Origin of the sequence: Streptomyces sp. NPDC007983, from assembly GCF_042958345.1 — a bacterium.
In the GTDB taxonomy this organism is placed as follows: Bacteria; Actinomycetota; Actinomycetes; order Streptomycetales; family Streptomycetaceae; genus Streptomyces.
In genome coordinates, this window is the sequence record NZ_JBIBJI010000002.1 from 287,208 (window position 1) to 304,842 (window position 17,635).

At 72.2% G+C, this 17,635-nt stretch carries 16 protein-coding genes and 1 riboswitch; of the genes, 6 read left to right on the forward strand and 10 right to left on the reverse strand.

Going from position 1 to position 17,635, the window contains the following annotated elements:
* Positions 1 to 53: 53 nt before the first annotated feature.
* The 4 genes from ACFZCY_RS06155 to ACFZCY_RS06170 all read right to left on the reverse strand — a co-directional run bounded on the left by ACFZCY_RS06155 (position 54) and on the right by ACFZCY_RS06170 (position 3,236).
* A complete protein-coding gene (locus ACFZCY_RS06155) occupies positions 54 to 380 on the reverse strand; it encodes an antibiotic biosynthesis monooxygenase (protein WP_391169850.1) in 327 nt (108 codons plus the stop codon).
* A gap of 49 nt (positions 381 to 429) precedes the next feature.
* Entirely contained in the window at positions 430 to 1,884 is a 1,455-nt protein-coding gene (locus ACFZCY_RS06160) for an oxygenase MpaB family protein (protein WP_391169851.1), read from the reverse strand.
* A 2-nt stretch (positions 1,885 to 1,886) separates the two neighbouring features.
* Positions 1,887 to 2,645 carry a polyprenyl diphosphate synthase gene (uppS, locus tag ACFZCY_RS06165; RefSeq protein WP_391169852.1) on the reverse strand — a complete coding sequence of 253 codons (759 nt, stop codon included), beginning with the start codon at positions 2,643 to 2,645 and terminating at the stop codon, positions 1,887 to 1,889.
* Between the two features lie 180 nt (positions 2,646 to 2,825).
* Entirely contained in the window at positions 2,826 to 3,236 is a 411-nt protein-coding gene (locus ACFZCY_RS06170) for a DUF2000 family protein (protein ID WP_391169853.1), read from the reverse strand.
* A 67-nt stretch (positions 3,237 to 3,303) separates the two neighbouring features.
* Between ACFZCY_RS06170 and ACFZCY_RS06175 the strand changes: the two genes are divergently transcribed.
* The 3 genes from ACFZCY_RS06175 to ACFZCY_RS06185 all read left to right on the forward strand — a co-directional run bounded on the left by ACFZCY_RS06175 (position 3,304) and on the right by ACFZCY_RS06185 (position 7,301).
* Positions 3,304 to 4,200 carry an AraC family ligand binding domain-containing protein gene (locus ACFZCY_RS06175; protein WP_391169854.1) on the forward strand — a complete coding sequence of 299 codons (897 nt, stop codon included), beginning with the start codon at positions 3,304 to 3,306 and terminating at the stop codon, positions 4,198 to 4,200.
* Between the two features lie 285 nt (positions 4,201 to 4,485).
* Complete coding sequence (locus tag ACFZCY_RS06180) at positions 4,486 to 6,549, forward strand: phosphatase PAP2 family protein (protein ID WP_391170372.1); 2,064 nt, start codon at positions 4,486 to 4,488, stop codon at positions 6,547 to 6,549.
* Between the two features lie 86 nt (positions 6,550 to 6,635).
* Positions 6,636 to 7,301 carry a superoxide dismutase family protein gene (locus tag ACFZCY_RS06185; RefSeq protein ID WP_391169855.1) on the forward strand — a complete coding sequence of 222 codons (666 nt, stop codon included), beginning with the start codon at positions 6,636 to 6,638 and terminating at the stop codon, positions 7,299 to 7,301.
* A gap of 21 nt (positions 7,302 to 7,322) precedes the next feature.
* Here the strand turns inward: ACFZCY_RS06185 and ACFZCY_RS06190 are convergent, their stop codons facing one another.
* On the reverse strand, positions 7,323 to 8,555 hold the full coding sequence (locus ACFZCY_RS06190; protein ID WP_391169856.1) for a cytochrome P450: 1,233 nt from the start codon (positions 8,553 to 8,555) through the stop codon (positions 7,323 to 7,325).
* Between the two features lie 237 nt (positions 8,556 to 8,792).
* Here ACFZCY_RS06190 and ACFZCY_RS06195 point away from each other — a divergent pair, with 237 nt between their 5' ends.
* Together ACFZCY_RS06195 and ACFZCY_RS06200 are read left to right on the forward strand one after the other, a co-directional pair.
* The gene (locus ACFZCY_RS06195) at positions 8,793 to 9,962 is read left to right on the forward strand and encodes a steroid 3-ketoacyl-CoA thiolase (RefSeq protein ID WP_391169857.1); all 1,170 of its coding nucleotides are present in this window, start codon (positions 8,793 to 8,795) and stop codon (positions 9,960 to 9,962) included.
* A gap of 122 nt (positions 9,963 to 10,084) precedes the next feature.
* Positions 10,085 to 10,639 (forward strand): hypothetical protein, encoded by a 555-nt coding sequence (locus ACFZCY_RS06200; protein ID WP_391169858.1) that lies wholly within the window; start codon positions 10,085 to 10,087, stop codon positions 10,637 to 10,639.
* 54 nt (positions 10,640 to 10,693) lie between these two features.
* Here ACFZCY_RS06200 and ACFZCY_RS06205 read toward each other — a convergent pair whose 3' ends face one another.
* From ACFZCY_RS06205 to ACFZCY_RS06225, 5 genes are all read right to left on the reverse strand, one after another.
* Complete coding sequence (locus tag ACFZCY_RS06205; RefSeq protein WP_391169859.1) at positions 10,694 to 11,518, reverse strand: ECF transporter S component; 825 nt, start codon at positions 11,516 to 11,518, stop codon at positions 10,694 to 10,696.
* Positions 11,515 to 13,137, reverse strand: a complete 1,623-nt coding sequence (locus ACFZCY_RS06210) for an ATP-binding cassette domain-containing protein (RefSeq protein ID WP_391169860.1) — start codon at positions 13,135 to 13,137, stop codon at positions 11,515 to 11,517. The genes ACFZCY_RS06205 and ACFZCY_RS06210 overlap by 4 nt, the downstream gene beginning before the upstream one ends.
* Positions 13,134 to 14,240 carry a CbiQ family ECF transporter T component gene (locus ACFZCY_RS06215; protein WP_391170374.1) on the reverse strand — a complete coding sequence of 369 codons (1,107 nt, stop codon included), beginning with the start codon at positions 14,238 to 14,240 and terminating at the stop codon, positions 13,134 to 13,136. Before ACFZCY_RS06215 ends, ACFZCY_RS06210 begins: the two co-directional genes overlap by 4 nt.
* A gap of 344 nt (positions 14,241 to 14,584) precedes the next feature.
* Positions 14,585 to 15,223: an SCO2322 family protein gene (locus ACFZCY_RS06220; RefSeq protein WP_391169861.1), complete on the reverse strand. Its 639-nt coding sequence runs from the start codon at positions 15,221 to 15,223 to the stop codon at positions 14,585 to 14,587.
* Positions 15,223 to 16,464, reverse strand: a complete 1,242-nt coding sequence (locus tag ACFZCY_RS06225) for a prenyltransferase/squalene oxidase repeat-containing protein (RefSeq protein WP_391169862.1) — start codon at positions 16,462 to 16,464, stop codon at positions 15,223 to 15,225. The genes ACFZCY_RS06220 and ACFZCY_RS06225 overlap by 1 nt, the downstream gene beginning before the upstream one ends.
* 165 nt (positions 16,465 to 16,629) lie before the next feature.
* Positions 16,630 to 16,708: riboswitch (cobalamin riboswitch) on the reverse strand.
* 379 nt (positions 16,709 to 17,087) lie between these two features.
* Here ACFZCY_RS06225 and ACFZCY_RS06230 point away from each other — a divergent pair.
* Positions 17,088 to 17,342, forward strand: a complete 255-nt coding sequence (locus ACFZCY_RS06230; RefSeq protein WP_391169863.1) for a hypothetical protein — start codon at positions 17,088 to 17,090, stop codon at positions 17,340 to 17,342.
* Positions 17,343 to 17,635: the final 293 nt, after the last annotated feature.

Consider the following 17,635-nt stretch of genomic DNA (forward strand, 5'->3'; position numbering starts at 1 on the left):
CGCGAGCCCTCTGGTAGAGGTTCAGAGGGCTCGCGACGTGTGCAGGGCCAGTGTCAGCCTTGCTTGGGTCCGGTCTGCTGGACGACCTCGAAGGACCACAGCGTGGAACCGGAGGCGGCGGGCTTCTGCTTCGGGGCGTCCTCGCCGCCGCGCTGGTGCGCCGCCTTCATCGGGCCCTCCATCCACGCCTGGAAGTCCTCCTCGCTGCGCCACCTGGTGTAGACGAGGTAGGTGTCAGTCCCTTCAACGGGACGCAACAGTTCGAACCACTCGAAGCCGTCGGAGTTCTCGACCGTCCCGGCCCGTGCGGCGAAGCGCTGCTCCAGGACCTCCCGCTGTTCCTCCGGGACCGTCAGCACATTGATCTTGACAACACTCATGGGCCCATCCTGCCTCATCCCCGACCGAGGGCGGGGTCGCCTGAGCGGCTCACGCCTGGGCGAGCAGAGGGTCGTAGGCGGTCGATCGCCGGCGGCCGGCCATGAACGACAGGAAGTCCCCGACGAAGGCGCCGCGCGTGTAGGTACGGCCGGTGCCGACGGTGTCGCGGTGGAACGCGGTCTGGAACAGCGTCCGGTATTCGTCCGCGTCGATGCGCTGGTCGCCGTCCTTGTCCGTGGCGTCGAAGAGGACCTCGGCGACCTTGATCAGGGCGGGCCCGGCCAGGGAGGGGACGGCCGTGGCGTACTCGTGGGCGCTGACGCGGCCGTCACCGTCGGTGTCCAGCGCCGTCTGGAGTTCGCGCCACCAGTCGGCGCAGGCGGCGTAGAGCCTTGTTTCCTCGGGCTCCTCCAGGTCGAGGCGGGTGGACAGTTCGCGGGCCATGGCGGCGAGGTCCGGCCAGTCCAGGTAGCCGTCGCCGGTCTGGTCGAGTACCTCGCGGAAGAACTCCTCCGCACTGCGTTCGGTGCTGGTGCGGGGGACGGGTTCCGGTTGCGGGGAGAGAGGCGTGATGAGCCGGATCAGGGCACCGGCCCGCCTCATCTTGTCGTGCAGGGCGGTGACCGCCCGGGCTCGCGGGTCGTCACTGTCGGGCGAGAGGGCCAGCAGGTCGGCGATGGCGTCGGCCCGGATCCAGCCGTCCGGCAGGAACCGGGCCAGGCCGACGGTCAGATAGGCCCCCTGCATCAGGGTCTGGGCACCGGGCATCTCGGGCAGCCCGGCACTCCGTCGGAAGGGCTCCGGGAGCGAGGCGACGGTGATCGCCCCGATGAGCGGGCCGACGACGGCCCGTCCGGTGGCCCACAACGTGGGCAGCCCGCCCAGCAGGGCCGGGGCGGGCAGATGGTCGAACAGCTTGTAGAGGATGATCCGCATCGCCTCGGTGTTCTCCAGCTCCTGTGCCACCACGTGGTCGTAGTAGAGCCAGAACTCGGAGAGGGCGGGCGGCAGATGGCCGGGCTCGTCTCCCATGGCGGCCAGGTACGCCCGGAACTCGGCGTACAGCCGCTCCATGGCGCGCTGTTCGAGAGGCTGTCCGCTCAGCCGGCACATGGTCACGGTGCTCTCGAACATGGTCGCCACCACCCAGGCCCGTACGGCGGGGTCCATCGCGCTGTACGGCCGGCCTCGCGGGTCGGTTCCGCTGAGCCGTGCGTGGAGGCGGCTCAGCCGTGCCGCCTCCCGGAGCCGTACCTGCTCGTCGTCACCGAACATGCGCTGCAGGCTGCGGAAGGTGTTGCGCAGCCGCCGCCACGGGTGGACGACGAAGGTGGAGCTGTCGATCAGCGCGGCGCCGACCTGCGGGTGCGCGGCCTCCAGCACGGTCGCCCGGACCATGGCCAGCGCCCAGCGCGGATCGTTGAGGTATTCCTGGAACGCCGAGCCCGCGCCGAACGAGGGCTCCTGGGCGCTGTCGGGGTGTCCGCCATCCTCGATGGTCACGATCACAAGACTCCGTTCTGCTCGGGCAGCACACCACCGAAGCGGCGATCGCGCTTCCGGTAGGCGTGCAGGCATTCGAGGAAGTGCGGCGCGCGGAAGTCGGGCCAGAGCACTGCCGGGAAGACCCATTCCGCGTAGGCGACCTGCCAGAGCATGAAGTTGGAGATGCGCTGTTCCCCGGAGGTCCGGATGACCAGATCCACGTCGGGGGTGTCGGGGAAGGGCAGATGGGCGGCGAAACTCCGCTCGTCCACCGCCTCGGCCGCCACCCCCGCGCGGATCAGTGACCGCGCGGCCGCGACGATGTCCCCCCGCCCGCCGTGATCGAACGCGACGGTCAAGGTCATGCCCCGGTTGTCGCCGGTCAGTGTCATCAGGTCGGCGAAGTCGCGTGCCAGCGCCCGGGGGATCCTGGGGTCGCTCACCCCGAGGAAACGGCAGCGGATCCCCCGCGCGTGCAGCAGCGGCGCGTGCTTGCGCACCGCTCCGCGCACCAACCGCATCAGATAGTCGACCTCGGCACTCGGCCGGCTCCAGTTCTCGGTGGAGAAGGCGTACAGGCTCAGCCACTCCACGCCCGCGGCCCGGGCCGCCTCGATGACGTCGATCACGGTCGTCTCGGCCGCCCGGTGACCCGACGTACGCGGCAGCGACCGCTGGGCCGCCCACCGGCCGTTGCCGTCCATCACACACGCCACGTGACGCGGCGAGGCGGCGGGGGGATCGGCGAACGCGTCGCCCACGGTGTGCCCAACTACCACGCCAGCCCCCCCCGGCCCCCGGACCTCGCGCCCCTGCGCGGCGCCACCGGCGACCGGCCGTGTGCACCACGGCGATCGCACCTGAAGCAGAGTGCCAGCCCCCGGGCCCGAATGCCGCGTCGGAGCCACGCATTCACCCTTGAAACTATTGTCCGAATAATTCGGTCGTTCGGTGACCGTTCACCGGTGCGGCCGCAGGCCCCGCGTCACCTTGTCCACCTGGCCGCGCGGGCCGTAGAGGGCGAGACCGGCCAGGTTGAGGTCGGGGGCCTCGATGGTGCGGATCGCGGCGCGGTTGTCGTCCTCGTTGTCGGTGCCGAACAGCTCCTCCGTGAAGAGGGCCGTGGGGAGACCGCGGGTGAGGGCGCGGGTGTGGGCGCGGAAGAGGCCGGAGGTGTCGGCGGCGTAGACGATGACCGGTTCGCGGAACATCGGGAGGTACGTGTTGCCCGAGGCGTCTTCGTACGGCTTGCCGACGATGTCGTCGGTGGCGCGGGAGAGGCCGCTGGAGAGGAAGGCCGTCACGTTCAGCTTCTGCCAGTCGGCGAGGTCGTCCCGGACGATGACGGCGATCTTGGTGTCGAATCGCATGCCGTCACCTTCGCCCGCGGCCTGAGGCCCCGTATTGAACGCTGGTGCGAGACGGCAGAATGGGGTGATGGGTGGAGGAGGAGCGGTGGGCGGCGGGGGGCCGGGGGACTGGGCGCGGTACTGGCGTGACCCGGAGCGGTCCGTCGAGGCCATGCACGCGCACTTCTTCAGCCATCGCTTCCATCCGCACAGCCACGACACGTATTCCTTCGCCGTCACCGAGATCGGCGCGCAGCGCTTCCGCTGCCGGGGCGCGCTGCGCACCAGCGGGGCGGGGATGGTGATGGTGTTCAACCCGGACGATCCGCATGACGGGGAAGCGGCCGCCGAACTCGGCTACAAGTACCGCATCATGCACATCGGTCCCGATGAGGTGCGCAGCGTCCTGTCGGATGTGCGGGGCAGCGCGGACGAGCGGGTGCCGCTGCCGCTGTTCGACCAGCCCGTGCTGGACGATCCGGTCCTGGGACGCGCCCTGTTACGGCTGCACACCGCGCTGGTCGGGGACGCCGGTCCGCTCGTCCGCGACGAGCGGCTGACCGCGGCCGTGGGCGCGATGGTGTGGCGCAGCGCCACCCGCCCGGTGCGGGGCAGGGTGCTGCCGTCCGGGGGCGGCGGGCAGGCGTGGGCGGCGCGGCGGGCGCGGGAGCTGCTGGAGGAGGAGTACGCGACGGAGATCTCGGCGGAGCGGCTGGCGGAGGTGGCGGGGTGCAGCCGGTTCGCCCTGTACCGGGCGTTCCGGGCGGAGTACGGGATGGCGCCGAGTGACTTCCAGCGCCAGCTGCGGCTGCGTCAGGCGCGCGGGCTGCTGGTGGCGGGACGTACGGCGGCGGAGGCGGCGGCCGCGGCGGGGTTCGCCGACCAGAGCCACTTCCACCGCTGGTTCGTACGGTGTTTCGGTATCACCCCGGGGACGTTCCAGCACGCCGCCGATCAGGATTCGCGACGTACCCCGCAGCCCTGATGAAATTGGCCGGGACCGTGCGGATTCCCTCCGTACACACGCACTCCCGCCAAAGCCTGTCAGCTTTCGGCCAACCGTGGCCGACAGTCAGGTGAAGCGGGGATGTGGAGCGTCTGAGTAATGAGGCTCAGTAAGGTCACGAACATTCCGAACAGGTGAAGAGTGCGAGTGGGGGAGCGGCAGGGCGTGACGAACAGGGAGCGAAGCGGACTGCGCGGTGCCCCGGGACCGGGGGCGGGCTCCGGTGCCCTCGGGGCCCGGACGTCACGGACGTCACGGACGATGATGGTGCTCGGCGCCCTCTGGCTGCTGGCCGGTCTCCTCGCCGCCCGGCAGGCCGCGGCGGTGCTGCGGCTGCCCCCGGACGAGCGGCTGACCGACCTGGAGACCTGGATCGGCGAGCAGGGCGTCCTCCATGTGGGCGGTTCACTGTACGACGGGGACGCGTTTACCGGAACCCCGTTCTCCGGACTGGTGCTCAAGCCGCTGACCCGGGCCGCCGAGCAGAGCCTGGGCGTCGCCTGGACGTTCGGCACCCTGCTGCTCGTCGTCGTCCTCGGGCTGACGGCCGCGCGCGCCCTGCCGAAGCCGGTCTCCCGCCGCACCTCGCTGCTGGCCGCGCCGCTGGCGCTGTGCCTGCTGACGCTGTCCCTGCCGGTCCGCAGCACCTTCACGCTCGGTCAGACCAGCATCATCCCGGTGCTGTTGGTCGTGCTCACCGTGCTGCCCCGCACCTCCGGCCGGCAGGCGGGCTTCCTCATCGGTGTGGCCGCCGCCCTGCAGCCCGCGCTACTGCTGTTCGGCGTCGTCATGTGGCTCCTGGGGCGGCGGCGTTCGGCCGCGCTGGCGGGCGCGACGTTCGCCGCGTGCACCGCGCTGGCCTGGGCGGCCATGCCGCGCGACTCGTCCTCGTACTGGATCCACCACCTCGGCGGCGCCGGGCTCGGCGAGCCCGCCGACAGCCTGGCCAACCAGTCGCTGCACGGGCTGCTGCTGCGCATCGGGCTCGAGGGGCCGGTCGAGCTGGCGCTGCTCGCCGTCCTGGCGGTGGCGGTCGCGGTCGTCGGGCTGCGGCGCGCGGTGCGGTACGCGCGGGACGGGCAGCTGCTGCTGGCCGCGGCGATCACCGGCTGTGTGGCGCTGGCGGTCTCGCCCACCTCCTGGCAGTACCAGCAGCTTTGGATCCTGCTCGCGGTCGTCGGCCGGGTGGGCCGCCGGGCCTCCGACCGGCTGGTGTGGCCGGTGCTGGTGGTGCTGGTGATGACGCTGAGCCGTACCGCGCTGCTGCCCGACCTCAAGATCGCCGGACACATCGGTTACAACGCGCCGCTGCTGGCCGCCCTCGCCGCGGCCTGTCTGGTGCCGTTCGTCTCCCGGACCTCCCCGCGCTGGGACCGCCCGGAGCCGACGCCGGTCCAGGAGCCGCACCGGGGCCGCTTCGCCTGGATGCCGCTGCTGCGCTTCGTGCGGCGGCCGCTGTCCCGGCCGAACCTGCTGCTGGAGCTGATGTTCATCCGCGTGGGCTACTTCGCGTACTCGTGGATCCGCGCCCACGCGCCGGACGAGCGCAGCGTCGCCGAGGGCCACGGCCACCAGGTGCTGTCCATCGAGAGCTTCCTGCACATCGACATCGAGCACTGGTTCAACGGCCTGGTCGCGGACACCCCGTGGCTGAAGGACGGCATGAACTGGTACTACAGCACCTTCCACTTCCTCATCCCGCTGTCCCTGCTGGGCTGGCTCTATCTGCGCCGCCCGGCCACCTACCGCTGGGCCCGCACCCCGCTCGCGTTCGCGACGCTGCTCGCGCTGGTCGGCTTCTGGCTCTACCCGCTGGCGCCGCCGCGGCTGATGGGCCTCGGGTACGTCGACACGGCGCACGGGCCGCAGGACCTGAGCAATCCGGACTTCGGCGCGCTCACCAAGCTGTCCAACCAGTACGCGGCCATGCCGTCGCTGCACGTCGGCTGGTCGCTGTGGTGCGGGGTGGTCATCGCGCTGGTGGCGCCGTACCTGTGGATGAAGATCCTCGGCATGCTGTACCCGCTGCTCACGGTCGCGGTGATCGTCGGCACGGCGAACCACTACGTGCTGGACGCGGTCGGCGGCGCGGCCGTCGTCGCGGCCGGATTCGGTCTGCAGTACGTGCTGCTCGGGGTCGGCCGGAAGCCCGACGAGGAGGCGAACGGCCCGGTCACCGAGATGCTGTCGGCGGGCGCCCGGGGCGTACGGGAGCGCGCCCGGGCGCTGGTGCGAAGGCCGCGCGCCGTGGCGTCGGGAGAAACGTCCGAGGTGGCGGAGGTCCCCCATGAGAAGGAGGCCGCCGCACGGGCCGACGCCTCGCGTTGAAGGGTCCGGGGCACCGGTCTAGCGTGGGGAAAAGCGGTATAAACGCCAGGAAGTCTCGGGGGTCCCGACCAAGGAGGGATCTGAGGATGTCCCTGGTAACGGCGGCCGCCGCAGCGCTGGCCGCATCGATGGCCGTCATCTCGCCCACGGTCGCCGCGCCGAGCGACACGCACGACCCTTCGCCGAATCCCACGGCGTTCGTCCTGGAGCGGTTCCGGCCGGCCTCGGCGGCCCAGGGCACCAGCGGCGCGGTGACGTACGACAAGACCCTCGTGCCCACGAGCGCCGTGGTGCTCGTCGCGGAGCTGCGGCTCCCGGGGAAGTGGCACGGCGAGATGCGGCACCACGAGATGCAGGAGCACGGGATGCACGGGAAGCACGGGATGCCGCCGCGCGGCACGTTCGTCTTCCTGGCCCTGCGCGGGGTCGCACCGGACCACCACTTCGGGATACACGTGCACACCAGGCCGTGCGGGACCAAACCCGACTCGTCCGGCCCGCACTACCAGAACATGAAGGACCCGAAGCAGCCGTCCACGAACCCCAAGTACGCCAATCCGCACAATGAGATGTGGCTCGGCGTCACCACCAACAGCAGTGGCGATGCCCGCGCCAAGTCCTGGGTGAAGTGGCACTTCAGGCCGGGTGAGGCGCGCTCGGTGGTGATCCACGAGCATGGCACCGCCACGCAGGCGGGGCACGCGGGCATGGCCGGGAACCGGGTGGCCTGTATCAACGTGCCGTTCAAGTAGCGGCGATCGGCTACGCGTGGCTCACGCGTAGCTCACCCGCAGCTCCTTGATCCCGTTCAGCCAGGCCGACCGCAGCCGCCGGGGCGCGCCGGTGAGGCGGATGCCGGGGAGGGTGTCCGCGATCGCGTTGAAGATGAGCCGGATCTCCAGTTCGGCGAGGCTCTTGCCGAGGCAGAAGTGCGGTCCGCCGCCGCCGAAGCCGAGGTGGGGGTTGGGGTCGCGGGTGATGTCGAAGACCTCGGGGCGGTCGAAGACCTCGGGGTCGTTGTTGGCGGAGGAGTAGAACACGCCGACCCGCTGCCCCGCCCGGATGGACTGGCCGCCGAGGGTGGTGTCCTGGGTGGCGGTGCGCTGGAAGGACATCACGGGGGTGGCCCACCGGACGATCTCTTCGGCGGCGGTGGCGGGGCGCTCGCGCTTGAACAGCTCCCACTGGTCGGGGTGGGTGAGGAAGGCGTGCATGCCGTGGCTGATGGCGTTGCGGGTGGTCTCGTTGCCCGCGACGGCCAGCAGCAGCACGAAGAAGCCGAACTCGTCGGAGCCCAGGTTGCCCTGGTCCTCGGCGGCGACCAGGGCGCTGACGATGTCCTTGGCGGGGCACTGCTTGCGGTCGGACGCCAGGTTCATGGCGTACGAGATCAGCTCCATGGCCGACTCGGCGCCGATCTCCTCGGTGATGGCCAGCTCCGGGTCGTCGTACGCGACCATCTTGTTGGACCAGTCGAAGATCTTGGACCGGTCCTGCTGGGGGATGCCGATCAGCTCGGCGATGGCCTGGAGGGGGAGTTCGCAGGCGATGTCGGTGACGAAGTCGCCGGTGCCGTTCTCCTTGGCGCCCGCCACGATGCGTACGGCGCGGTCGTGGAGGGCGTCCTCCAGTGAGCGGATCGCGCGCGGGGTGAAGCCGCGCTGGACGATCTGGCGGACCCGGGTGTGTTCGGGCGGGTCCATGTTGAGCATGATCAGCTTCTGGACCTCGATCTGGTCGCGCTGGATGTGCTCGTTGAAGCGGATGATCGCGGTGTTGCGGTGCGAGGAGAAGATCTCGGGCCGGGTCGAGACCTCCCTGACGTCGGCGTGCCGGGTGACGGCCCAGTAGCCGTCGTCGTCGTACCCGGCGATGCCGTGCCGCTGGGGGATCCACGACACGGGGGCCGTCTGCCGCAGCTGGGCGAACTCGGGGAGTGGCACCCGGTGCTGATGGAGGTCGGGGTCGGTGAAGTCGAAGCCTTCGGGGAGCGCTGGACAGGACATCGGCCACTCCAGATCTGACGGCCTATCAGAAAGTGTCAAGAAGGTAGTAACGGGTTCTATAACTAGCAAGGGCCATGGCGGTCCTTCTTGAGGCGGACGCTCCAACTCGCCCTGTGCACAACCCTTGCGCCGTCAGGGCGGGCCTCAGCAGACTGAGCGAAGAACTAGAACGCGTACTAGTTCTGGCGCGGGAGCTGCCGGGAGCCCCCGCGGACGCGATGGAGAAGAGGACGAGTCATGGCCGCGGAACCCGTCATCGTCGAAGCCGTGCGCACCCCCATCGGAAGGCGTGGAGGCGCGCTCGCCAATCTCCACCCCGCCTATCTCCTCGGGGAAACCTACCGCGAACTCCTCGCCCGCACCGGCATCCAGCCCGACTGCGTCGAACAGATCGTCGGCGGTACGGTCACCCACGCGGGCGAGCAGTCCATGAACCCCGCGCGCAACGCCTGGCTGGCCATGGGCCTCCCGTACGAGACGGCCGCGACGACCGTGGACTGCCAGTGCGGATCCTCCCAGCAGGCCAACCACATGGTGGCCACGATGGTCGCCACCGGCGTCATCGACGTCGGCATCGGCTGCGGCGTCGAGGCCATGTCGCGGGTGCCGCTCGGCAGCGGCTCCAAGCACGGGCCCGGCAAGCCGTTCCCCGACGAGTGGAACGTCGACCTCCCCAACCAGTTCGAGGCCGCCGAGCGGATCGCCCGGCGGCGCGGACTCACCCGGGAGAACGTGGACTCCCTCGGCCTCCTCTCCCAGGAGCGCGCGGCCCGGGCCTGGGCCGAGGAGCGCTTCAAGCGCGAGACCTTCGCGGTGCAGGTGCCCACCACCGAGGAGGAGCAGGCCGCCGGAGAGGGCATGTGGCGGGCCGTCGACCGGGACGAGGGGCTGCGCGACACCAGCATGGCGGCGCTGGCCGGGCTCAAGCCCATCATGCCGACCGCCGTGCACACGGCGGGCAACTCCTCCCAGATCTCGGACGGCGCGTGCGCGGTGCTGTGGGCGTCCAAGCGGATGGCCCGCGCGCTGAAGCTGCGGCCCCGCGCCCGGATCGTGGCCCAGGCCCTGGTCGGCACCGATCCGCACTACCACCTGGACGGACCCGTAGACGCGACCCGGGCCGTGCTGGGGAAGGCCGGGATGACGCTCAAGGACATCGACGTGATCGAGATCAACGAGGCGTTCGCGTCGGTCGTGCTGTCCTGGGCGCGGGTCTTCGAACAGGATATGGAGAAGGTGAACGTCAACGGTGGCGCCATCGCGCTCGGCCACCCGGTGGGGGCGACGGGGGCCCGGCTGATCACCACGGCGCTGCATGAACTGGAGCGGGCGGACAAGGAGTTCGCGCTCATCACGATGTGCGCGGGCGGGGCGCTGGCGACGGGGACGATCCTTCAGCGGCTCTGATTCTTCGAGCGATGCTCGACCGGTGGGTGGCTAGCCTCTGGCATCTCATCGGATCGGCCGCTTGAGGTGATGTGTGTTGTTATCACCTTTCGCGTGGCCGGAGTCGAAAAGGAAGCGACGACATGTCAGCTCGCCGAATGCTCACCGGTACGTTCCTGGGGCTGGGAGCCCTGCTCATGGTCTCGACCGCGGTCGCTCCGGCGGCCAGTGCGGCACCCGTCCCCGTGACCACCCTCAACTGCGACGGTGACACCTACAAGTGCACGGCCGGTCTGCGGTTCGGCGACGGCAGGTGGTTCGCGGACTGGAATGTGAACGTGTTCCACCAGAGTGCGGCCCGGGCGGCGTCCACCCGGTCCGCCGAGTCCGTCAATTCCGCCACGTCCGCCGAGTCGGTGCGGGCGCCGGTCCCGGTGACGACCCTCAACTGTGACGGTGACACCTACAAGTGCACGGCCGGCCTGCGCTTCGGCGACGGCAGGTGGGTCGCCCAGTGGGACGCGCGGGTCTTCCACCAGGCGGGGGCGCAGGCGATGAAGGCGCCGCGGGGCGAGGCCGCGCCCGTACCGGTGACGGCCCTGAACTGTGACGGCGACACCGGCCTGTGTACGGCCAACCTCCAGTTCGGTGACGGCAGGTGGGCCGCCCAGTGGGGGGCCAGGATCTTCCACCAGTAACCGGCTCGCGATGGGCGGGCCCGGTGCGCGACGACGCGCACCGGGCCCGCCTCGTCATGGGCGCTCGAACGCCACCGGCGCCTCGAACGCCGCCCGGCGCGTGGCGCGCCGCAGCGCCCCCAGGATCGGCCCGCCGAGGGTGAGGGTCAGCGCGACCGTCACCACCGCGCGCGGCAGATCCCAGCCGAGCGAGGTCGCCAGGCAGTACGCGACGAAGCGGGTCAGGTTCGCGCCGACCGCGTCGCCCGGCACATAGCTGATCCCCGAGGACATCCCCTGCGTCAGGGTCCAGCCCTGGAGGTTCATGGCCGCCCCGTACGCCACGGACGCGACCGCCCCGTACGCCGCGAGCAGCGCCAGCTCGCGGCGGCCGCGCAGCCGTCCGGCGCCGGGCAGCGCCCCCGCGCCCAGCGCGACCCACCCCATCGCCAGCATCTGGTACGGCATCCACGGCCCGACACCGCCGGTGAGCAGCGCGGACGCGAACATCGTCACCGCGCCGAGCACGAACCCGAAGCCGGGGCCGAGCACCCGCCCCGAGAGCACCATCAGGAAGAACATCGGCTCGATGCCCGCCGTGCCCGCGCCCAGCGGCCGCAGCGCGGCGCCCGCGGCCGCCAGCACCCCGATCATCGCGATGGCCTTCGCGTCCAGACCGGTGTCGGCGATCGTCGCCACGACGACCGCCAGCAGCAGCGGCAGCAGCGCGGCGAACAGCCAGGGCGCGTCGGCGGCGTGGGCGGCGACACCGGAGTGGGCGGGCGCGAAGAGGGGCCAGGCGAACGCGGCGGCGCCGGTCGCGGAGACGAGGGCGAGGGCGACGACCGAGCGCGGCCCGAGCCGGACGGCTCGTACCCGGGGAGCGGGGTTCTGGGTCATCGCGCCCGCTCCAGCGCCTCGCGCACCTGCGGCACGGTCAGCCACGGCAGCGGCGCGAGGATCTTCGCGACCTGCGGGGCGAAGGCGGGGGAGGACATCACGACCTCCCCCGTCGGCCCGTCCGCGACCACCTCGCCGTCGGCCAGGATGACCACCCGGTGGGCGAGTTCGGCCGCCAGCTCCACATCGTGCGTGGCCAGCACGATGGCGTGGCCGTCCGCCGCCAGCCCGCGCAGCACCCGCGTCAGCCGTGCCTTCGCCGCGTAGTCCAGTCCGCGCGTCGGCTCGTCCAGCAGCAGGAGCGGCGGGCGGGCGGTGAGGATGACCGACAGCGCGAGGGCGAGCCGCTGCCCCTCGGACAGATCGCGCGGATGGGTGTCGTCCGCCACCTCGGGCAGCAGGCCCCGGACCAGCTCACGGCAGGTGCCGGGCGCCGCGCCCGCGTCCTCGTCGGCGGTCGCGCACTCGGCCGCCACCGTGTCCGCGTACAGCAGATCGCGCGGCTCCTGCGGTACGAGCCCCACGTGGCGCAGGAGTTCGGCGGGGCGGGTGCGGTGCGGTACGAGGCGTTCCGCCCCGACGCGCAGGGTTCCGGCGGCCGGTTCGCGCATCCCGACGAGCGCGGCGAGGAGCGTCGACTTCCCGGCCCCGTTGCGGCCCATCAGCGCCACCGTCTCACCGGGCCGCACCGACAGGCTGACGTCGCGCAGCGCCTCGACGCGCCCGTGCCGTACGGACAGCCGCTCGGCCCGTCCCATGGGTGTGCCGTCCGGCGCGTCGCGCGGCACGGGCGGTGTGAGCGGCGCCAGCCGCTCCCGCAGCGCCCCCGCCTTGCGGCGCGCGTCCCGTACCGACAGCGGCACGGGGGCCGTCCACCCCGCGAGGCCGCCCAGCGCCACGACCGGCGGCTGCACGGGCGAGACCGGCATGATCTCGGCCGGTTCGCCGACGACCGGGGCCGCGCCGGGGGCGGGCAGCAGGATCACCTGGTCCGCGTACTGCACGACCCGCTCCAGCCGGTGTTCGGCCATCAGCACCGTCGTGCCCAGGTCGTGCACCAGCCGCTGCAACACGGCGAGCACCTCTTCCGCGGCGGCGGGGTCGAGCGCCGAGGTGGGCTCGTCCAGGACCAGGACCTCGGGGTGCGTGGTGAGTACCGACCCGATCGCGACCCGCTGCCGCTGCCCGCCCGAGAGCGTCACGATGGGCCGGTCGCGCAGCTCGGCGAGGCCGAGGAGGTCGAGGGTCTCCTCGACGCGGCGGCGCATCGTGTCGGGCGGCAGGCCCAGCGACTCCATCCCGTAGGCGAGTTCGTCCTCGACGGTGTCGGTGACGAAGTGGGCCAGGGGGTCCTGGCCCACGGTGCCGACCACATCGGCCAGTTCGCGGGGCTTGTGGGTACGGGTGTCCCGCCCCGCGACCGTGACCCGGCCGCGCAGCGTGCCCCCGCTGAAGTGCGGCACCAGCCCGGAGACGGCGCCCAGAAGTGTCGACTTGCCGACTCCCGAGGGTCCGACCAGCAGGGCCAGCTCACCTTCCGGAACGGTGAGGTCCACCCCGTGGAGGGCGGGCCGGGCGGCGCCGTCGTAGGTGACGGACACCTGCTCGAAGCGGATCACTGCGGGACCTCCTCGGAGTGGGACGGGGGAGCCGGGGCGACGAACGCCGGGAGCAGCCCCAGCAGGACCCCCGCCGCGGGCCACAGCGGCAGGTCCGGCGCGGTGAGCGGAACGGCGGGCGGATTCAGGGAGTCCGGTGCGTACGCTGCGGCCCAGATCATGACCGCCGCGACCGCCACCCCCGACCCCGACACCAGCCATGCCCGCGTCCCCCACCGGTCCGGCCGGTAGCGGCTGCGGACCGACCGGCGCCCGCCCAGCCACAGCCCGCCCAGCGCGGCGACGAGCCCGGCCAGCAGTAGCGGCAGACCGTACGCCGCGCCCTGCGAGGACAGCAGCCCGTACGTACCGCAGCAGACCCCGAGCAGCCCGCCCAGCGTCAGGGCGGCCGTCGTACGGCGCACGGCGGGCGGCACCTGCGCGGTGCGGCCGTAACCGCGCGCGTCCATCGCCGCCGCCAGTGCCACGGACCGTTCCAACGCGCCCTCCAGCACCGGCAGCCCCACCTGGAGCAGCGCTTTCACCCCGCGGTCGGGGCGGCCCCGCAGCCTGCGCGCCGCGCGCAGCCGCCGGACGTCCGCCACGAGATGCGGCGCGAAGGTCATCGCCACGACCACCGCCACGCCCGCCTCGTACAGCGCGCCCGGCAGCGACTTGAGCAGCCGCACCGGGCTGGCCAGCGCGTTCGCCGCGCCGACGCAGACCAGCAGCGTGGCCAGCTTCAGCCCCTCGTACAGCGCGAACACCAGCCCCTCGGCCGTGACCCGCCCCCCGATCCGCACCCCCTGCGCCCAGTCGGGCAGCGGCACTTCGGGCAGCGTGAACAGCACCCGGGTGCTCGGGATCGGCGAGCCGAAGAACAGCGCGAAGAGGAGCCGGATCGCCAGCACGGCCAGCCCGAGCTTCAGGAACGCGGCGTACGAGCGGGCCCAGGGCGCGTCGGTGCGGCGCACGGCCACGACATAGCCCGCGACGGCGACGATCAGCCCGAGCAGCAGCGGATTGGTGGTCCGGGACGCGGCCGTGCCCAGCCCCAGCGCCCACACCCACCACGCCCCGGCGTGCAGCGCACCCCGGCGCTGCGGGACGGGGGCACGCCGGATGACGGCCCCCTCGCCGCCGTGGGTGTCGTGCGGCCGCGCCGTGCGGCGCAGGGCGCGCGCTGCCCGCGTCCGCAGGGCATCGCGCGCTGCCCGGTGCGGCGGCCCGGTGCGCTGCGCTCCCGACGCGTTCAGGTTCGGCGGCAGCGCGTCCGCGCGGTCGGTGCGGTGCGAGCGCGGGCCCTCGGCGCTGCCCGTTGCTTGCGCCCGTAGGGCGGCGAGGGCCGTCCGGGGCCGACCCGCACCGGTCGGGCGGGCCGTGCGGCGCAGGGCAGCCGCCGCCCAGGCCCGCAGGGCGGCGAGCCCTGCCCGGGGCGGCAGTCCGTTCGCTTCCGTGCTCACCGCTGTCACGCCCGGCGGCGGCGGGTTTGCCACACCGCCGCGGCGCCGAGGGCGAGCACGACGGCCGCGCCGCCGATCAGCCCGGCCGACGGGCCGTCGTCGCTCTCGTCGTCCCCCTTCTTCTGCGCGGTCACCGCCTCCCCGCAGCCCGACTTCGGGTAGGCCGCGATGGCGCACAGCAGCGCGGAGGAGTTGTAGCGCAGCGGCTTCGCGACCGCCGCCAGCGCCTCACCGGCCGTCGCGTCCTTGCCCACCCGCGCGCACGCGGTACGGGACTTCGGCGGCGTACGGCCGTCCGGCGCGTCCCGTGCGGTGCCGAAGTCGAGGACGACCGCGATCCGCTTCGTGCCGCCCTTGGCGGGCGTCTCCGCGTCGCAGATCGCGTCGAAGCGGGCCGCGCCCCTCGGCCGGGCGGCGTCTCGGGAGTCCTCGCTGACGGCGAAACGGAAGCCGATCATGTCGCCGTTGCCGGGCCGGGCCGCGGAGGGGCCCTGCGCCGCGTACGTCCAGCCGCCGTCGCCGCCCCGCTGCCAGAACGACCAGTAGCGGTACCCCTCGGCCTGGGCGGGCGCGGCACCGGCGAGTACGGAGACGAGCGGGAGCAGCACCACGGGCAGCAGCCGGATCACCGAGCGGCCGACCATCAAAGCTGCTGCCTCTTACGCCCGCTGAGCAGGAAACCTATGCCCACACCGGCCACCGCGCAGCTTCCGACGATCCACCAGACGCTGCCCGTCCCGCCGCCACCGTCGTCCTTCGCGTCCTGCTTTTCGACGGGCTTCGGGCCGGTGGCGTTGAGCTGCTCCACGAGGTCGGCGTCGCCGAAGTGCCGGGGGTCCCCACCGGCCGCGTGCGCCGCGAGCACCAGCTTGGCCAGCGCGCCGGGGTCGTCCTTCGCCCAGGCCGTCGCGCCGCTGTCCTTGCCCTGCAGCCACTGCAGCGGCCTGGCCGCGGCCGCGCTGTGCTGACCCGCGGCGAGGGCCATGATGGCGTCGGCCGTGGCGCCGAAGTCGGGCTGGGCCTTGGCGGCGCCGGGCGTCGCGGACTTCAGGTGCATGCCGTTGCCGGACATGGTGGTGGAGAGGTAGGCGAGGGCGGCCTCGGAGGCGTCCTCCGGCGTACGGTCGTCCGCGCCGCCCTTCCCCTCGCACGCCAGCGGCTCGGGGCTCTTGCCGTCGTCCTTGCCGACCGGGGCGAAGGCGAAGCCCGAGCCCCGGGTGGCCAGCGCCGCGCTCACGGTGGCCAGGTCGTTGGCGGCGGGCTTGCCCTTACCGGAGGTGTACGCGAACGCGCCCCGCTGCCCCGCCTTCGCCGAACAGTCCAGCTGCAGCCCGAGCAGCGCGTCGTACGGGGTCTTGCCGCTCGCCGCGGCCGCGACCTCCGCCGGGTCCAGACCGGTCGCGGCGAGCGCGCCGACCGCGGCCGAGGTGGAGTTGGCGTCGCTCGTGCCGCCGGGGTTCATGCCCCAGCCGCCGTCCTCGTTCTGGCTCCGCTTGAGCCAGCCGACGCCCTTCTCCACCGCCGCCGACCGGCCGCCCACCGCGGCCAGCGCCTGCATCGCGGCCGAGGTCGCGTCCGTGAACTCGCCCTTCTTCGGATCGCACGCCTTCCCCGTGTCCGCCCGGTACGCGGCGAAGCCGCCGTCCGCGCACTGCTGCCCGGCGAGCCAGTCGATGGCCGACTTGGCCGGTTTCACCCCCACCGCGTCCTGGGCGAGCAGCGCGAGGGACTGCCGCCACACCCCGTCGAACTTGGGGTCCTTCGTGCCGTACAGCCCCTCCGGACGCTTGCCGGCATCAGCAAACGCGGCCGGCGCGGTGGCCGCGGCGGTCGCGCACAGGGCGGCGGAGATGGCCAGAGCCGCGACGCTGCGGCGTACGTTCATGGCTGGCGTGCCTCTCGATCAGGGGCGTGACGCAGCCACGCACGGCCGCCCACCCGCGTACGGAACACTCCGCCGCGCCGGTGGCACCGGGCTCAGCCCCGCATCCCACGACGGTGCCGCCGCCGGACACCCGGACGGCGGGAGCCTCCTGCGTCGCGCCCGCCCAGGTGCTCCGGCTCGCACGGCCCGCGGGGGCGCGTGCTCACGGTTGCGGGTCAGCGCCGGACTTCCACCGACTTCCCCTGATCGAACGCGGATGAAGTTCTCCCGCCCACTTTAACCGGACGCTTCACCCGCTGACGACGCCGCGGTCCCGTCCGGCCCGCCCGGCCTCGTCCCCGGCAACTCCAATGCGGAATAGCCAAGTTGAAAAATCCGTCCGCCCTCCCCGCCAACGGAATTGGTAACGCGTCGAAAACATCGTTGTGAAACGACCGTGAAGGCGGTTTCGGTATGTTCGGCCCGGCAAGGAGATGCCCATGAGCAACCCCCATGGCCACATAGCGGATAACGCTTCTCCGTACCAGCGCGACCCGAATGCTCCCTACCAGGGAGATCCCGGTCCCCCCGCCCCCCGGCGCCGAGCAGGCAATTCGAGTGGTCGCGGGGCGGATCGGACAGCCTTGATCATTCACAGCCTCGCGGACATCGCCGCCGTTTTCCTGGGGCTGTGGCTCCTGCTGTACCTGCTCGACGCCAACCAGGCGAATGTCTTTGTCGACTTCGTGCACGGCGTGGCGGACTGGCTCGCCGGATGGTCGCAGGACATCTTCACGATGGAGCCCGAAGGTGTGCGCGTCTTCTTCAACTACGCCCTGCCTGCGGTGATTTACCTCGCTATCGGCCATGGCGCCGCGGCGTGGGTGCGGCGGCTCTGACCTCGCGCCCGCCGGGGCATCCCCCGCCCGCCGGGGGGTGCCCCGTAGTCCCCCGTTGCCCCCGGGTAACACTTTCCGGCCGGTCGGCGCTGACGACGATGAGGCTGCCTCCAGGAGAATCCGGCAGCGTAATCACATGACCACCGGAGGGTCACCGAACACGCGGAATAATGGAAGATCGCAGGCGTGCTCGCGACGCGCGAAGATCACGCTGCTTTCTTTCGTGGGCAGTCACGAATAGGAATCGGGTCGCAACCCAGAGATGATGTCTCTGGCGATGCGGCGGTATTTTC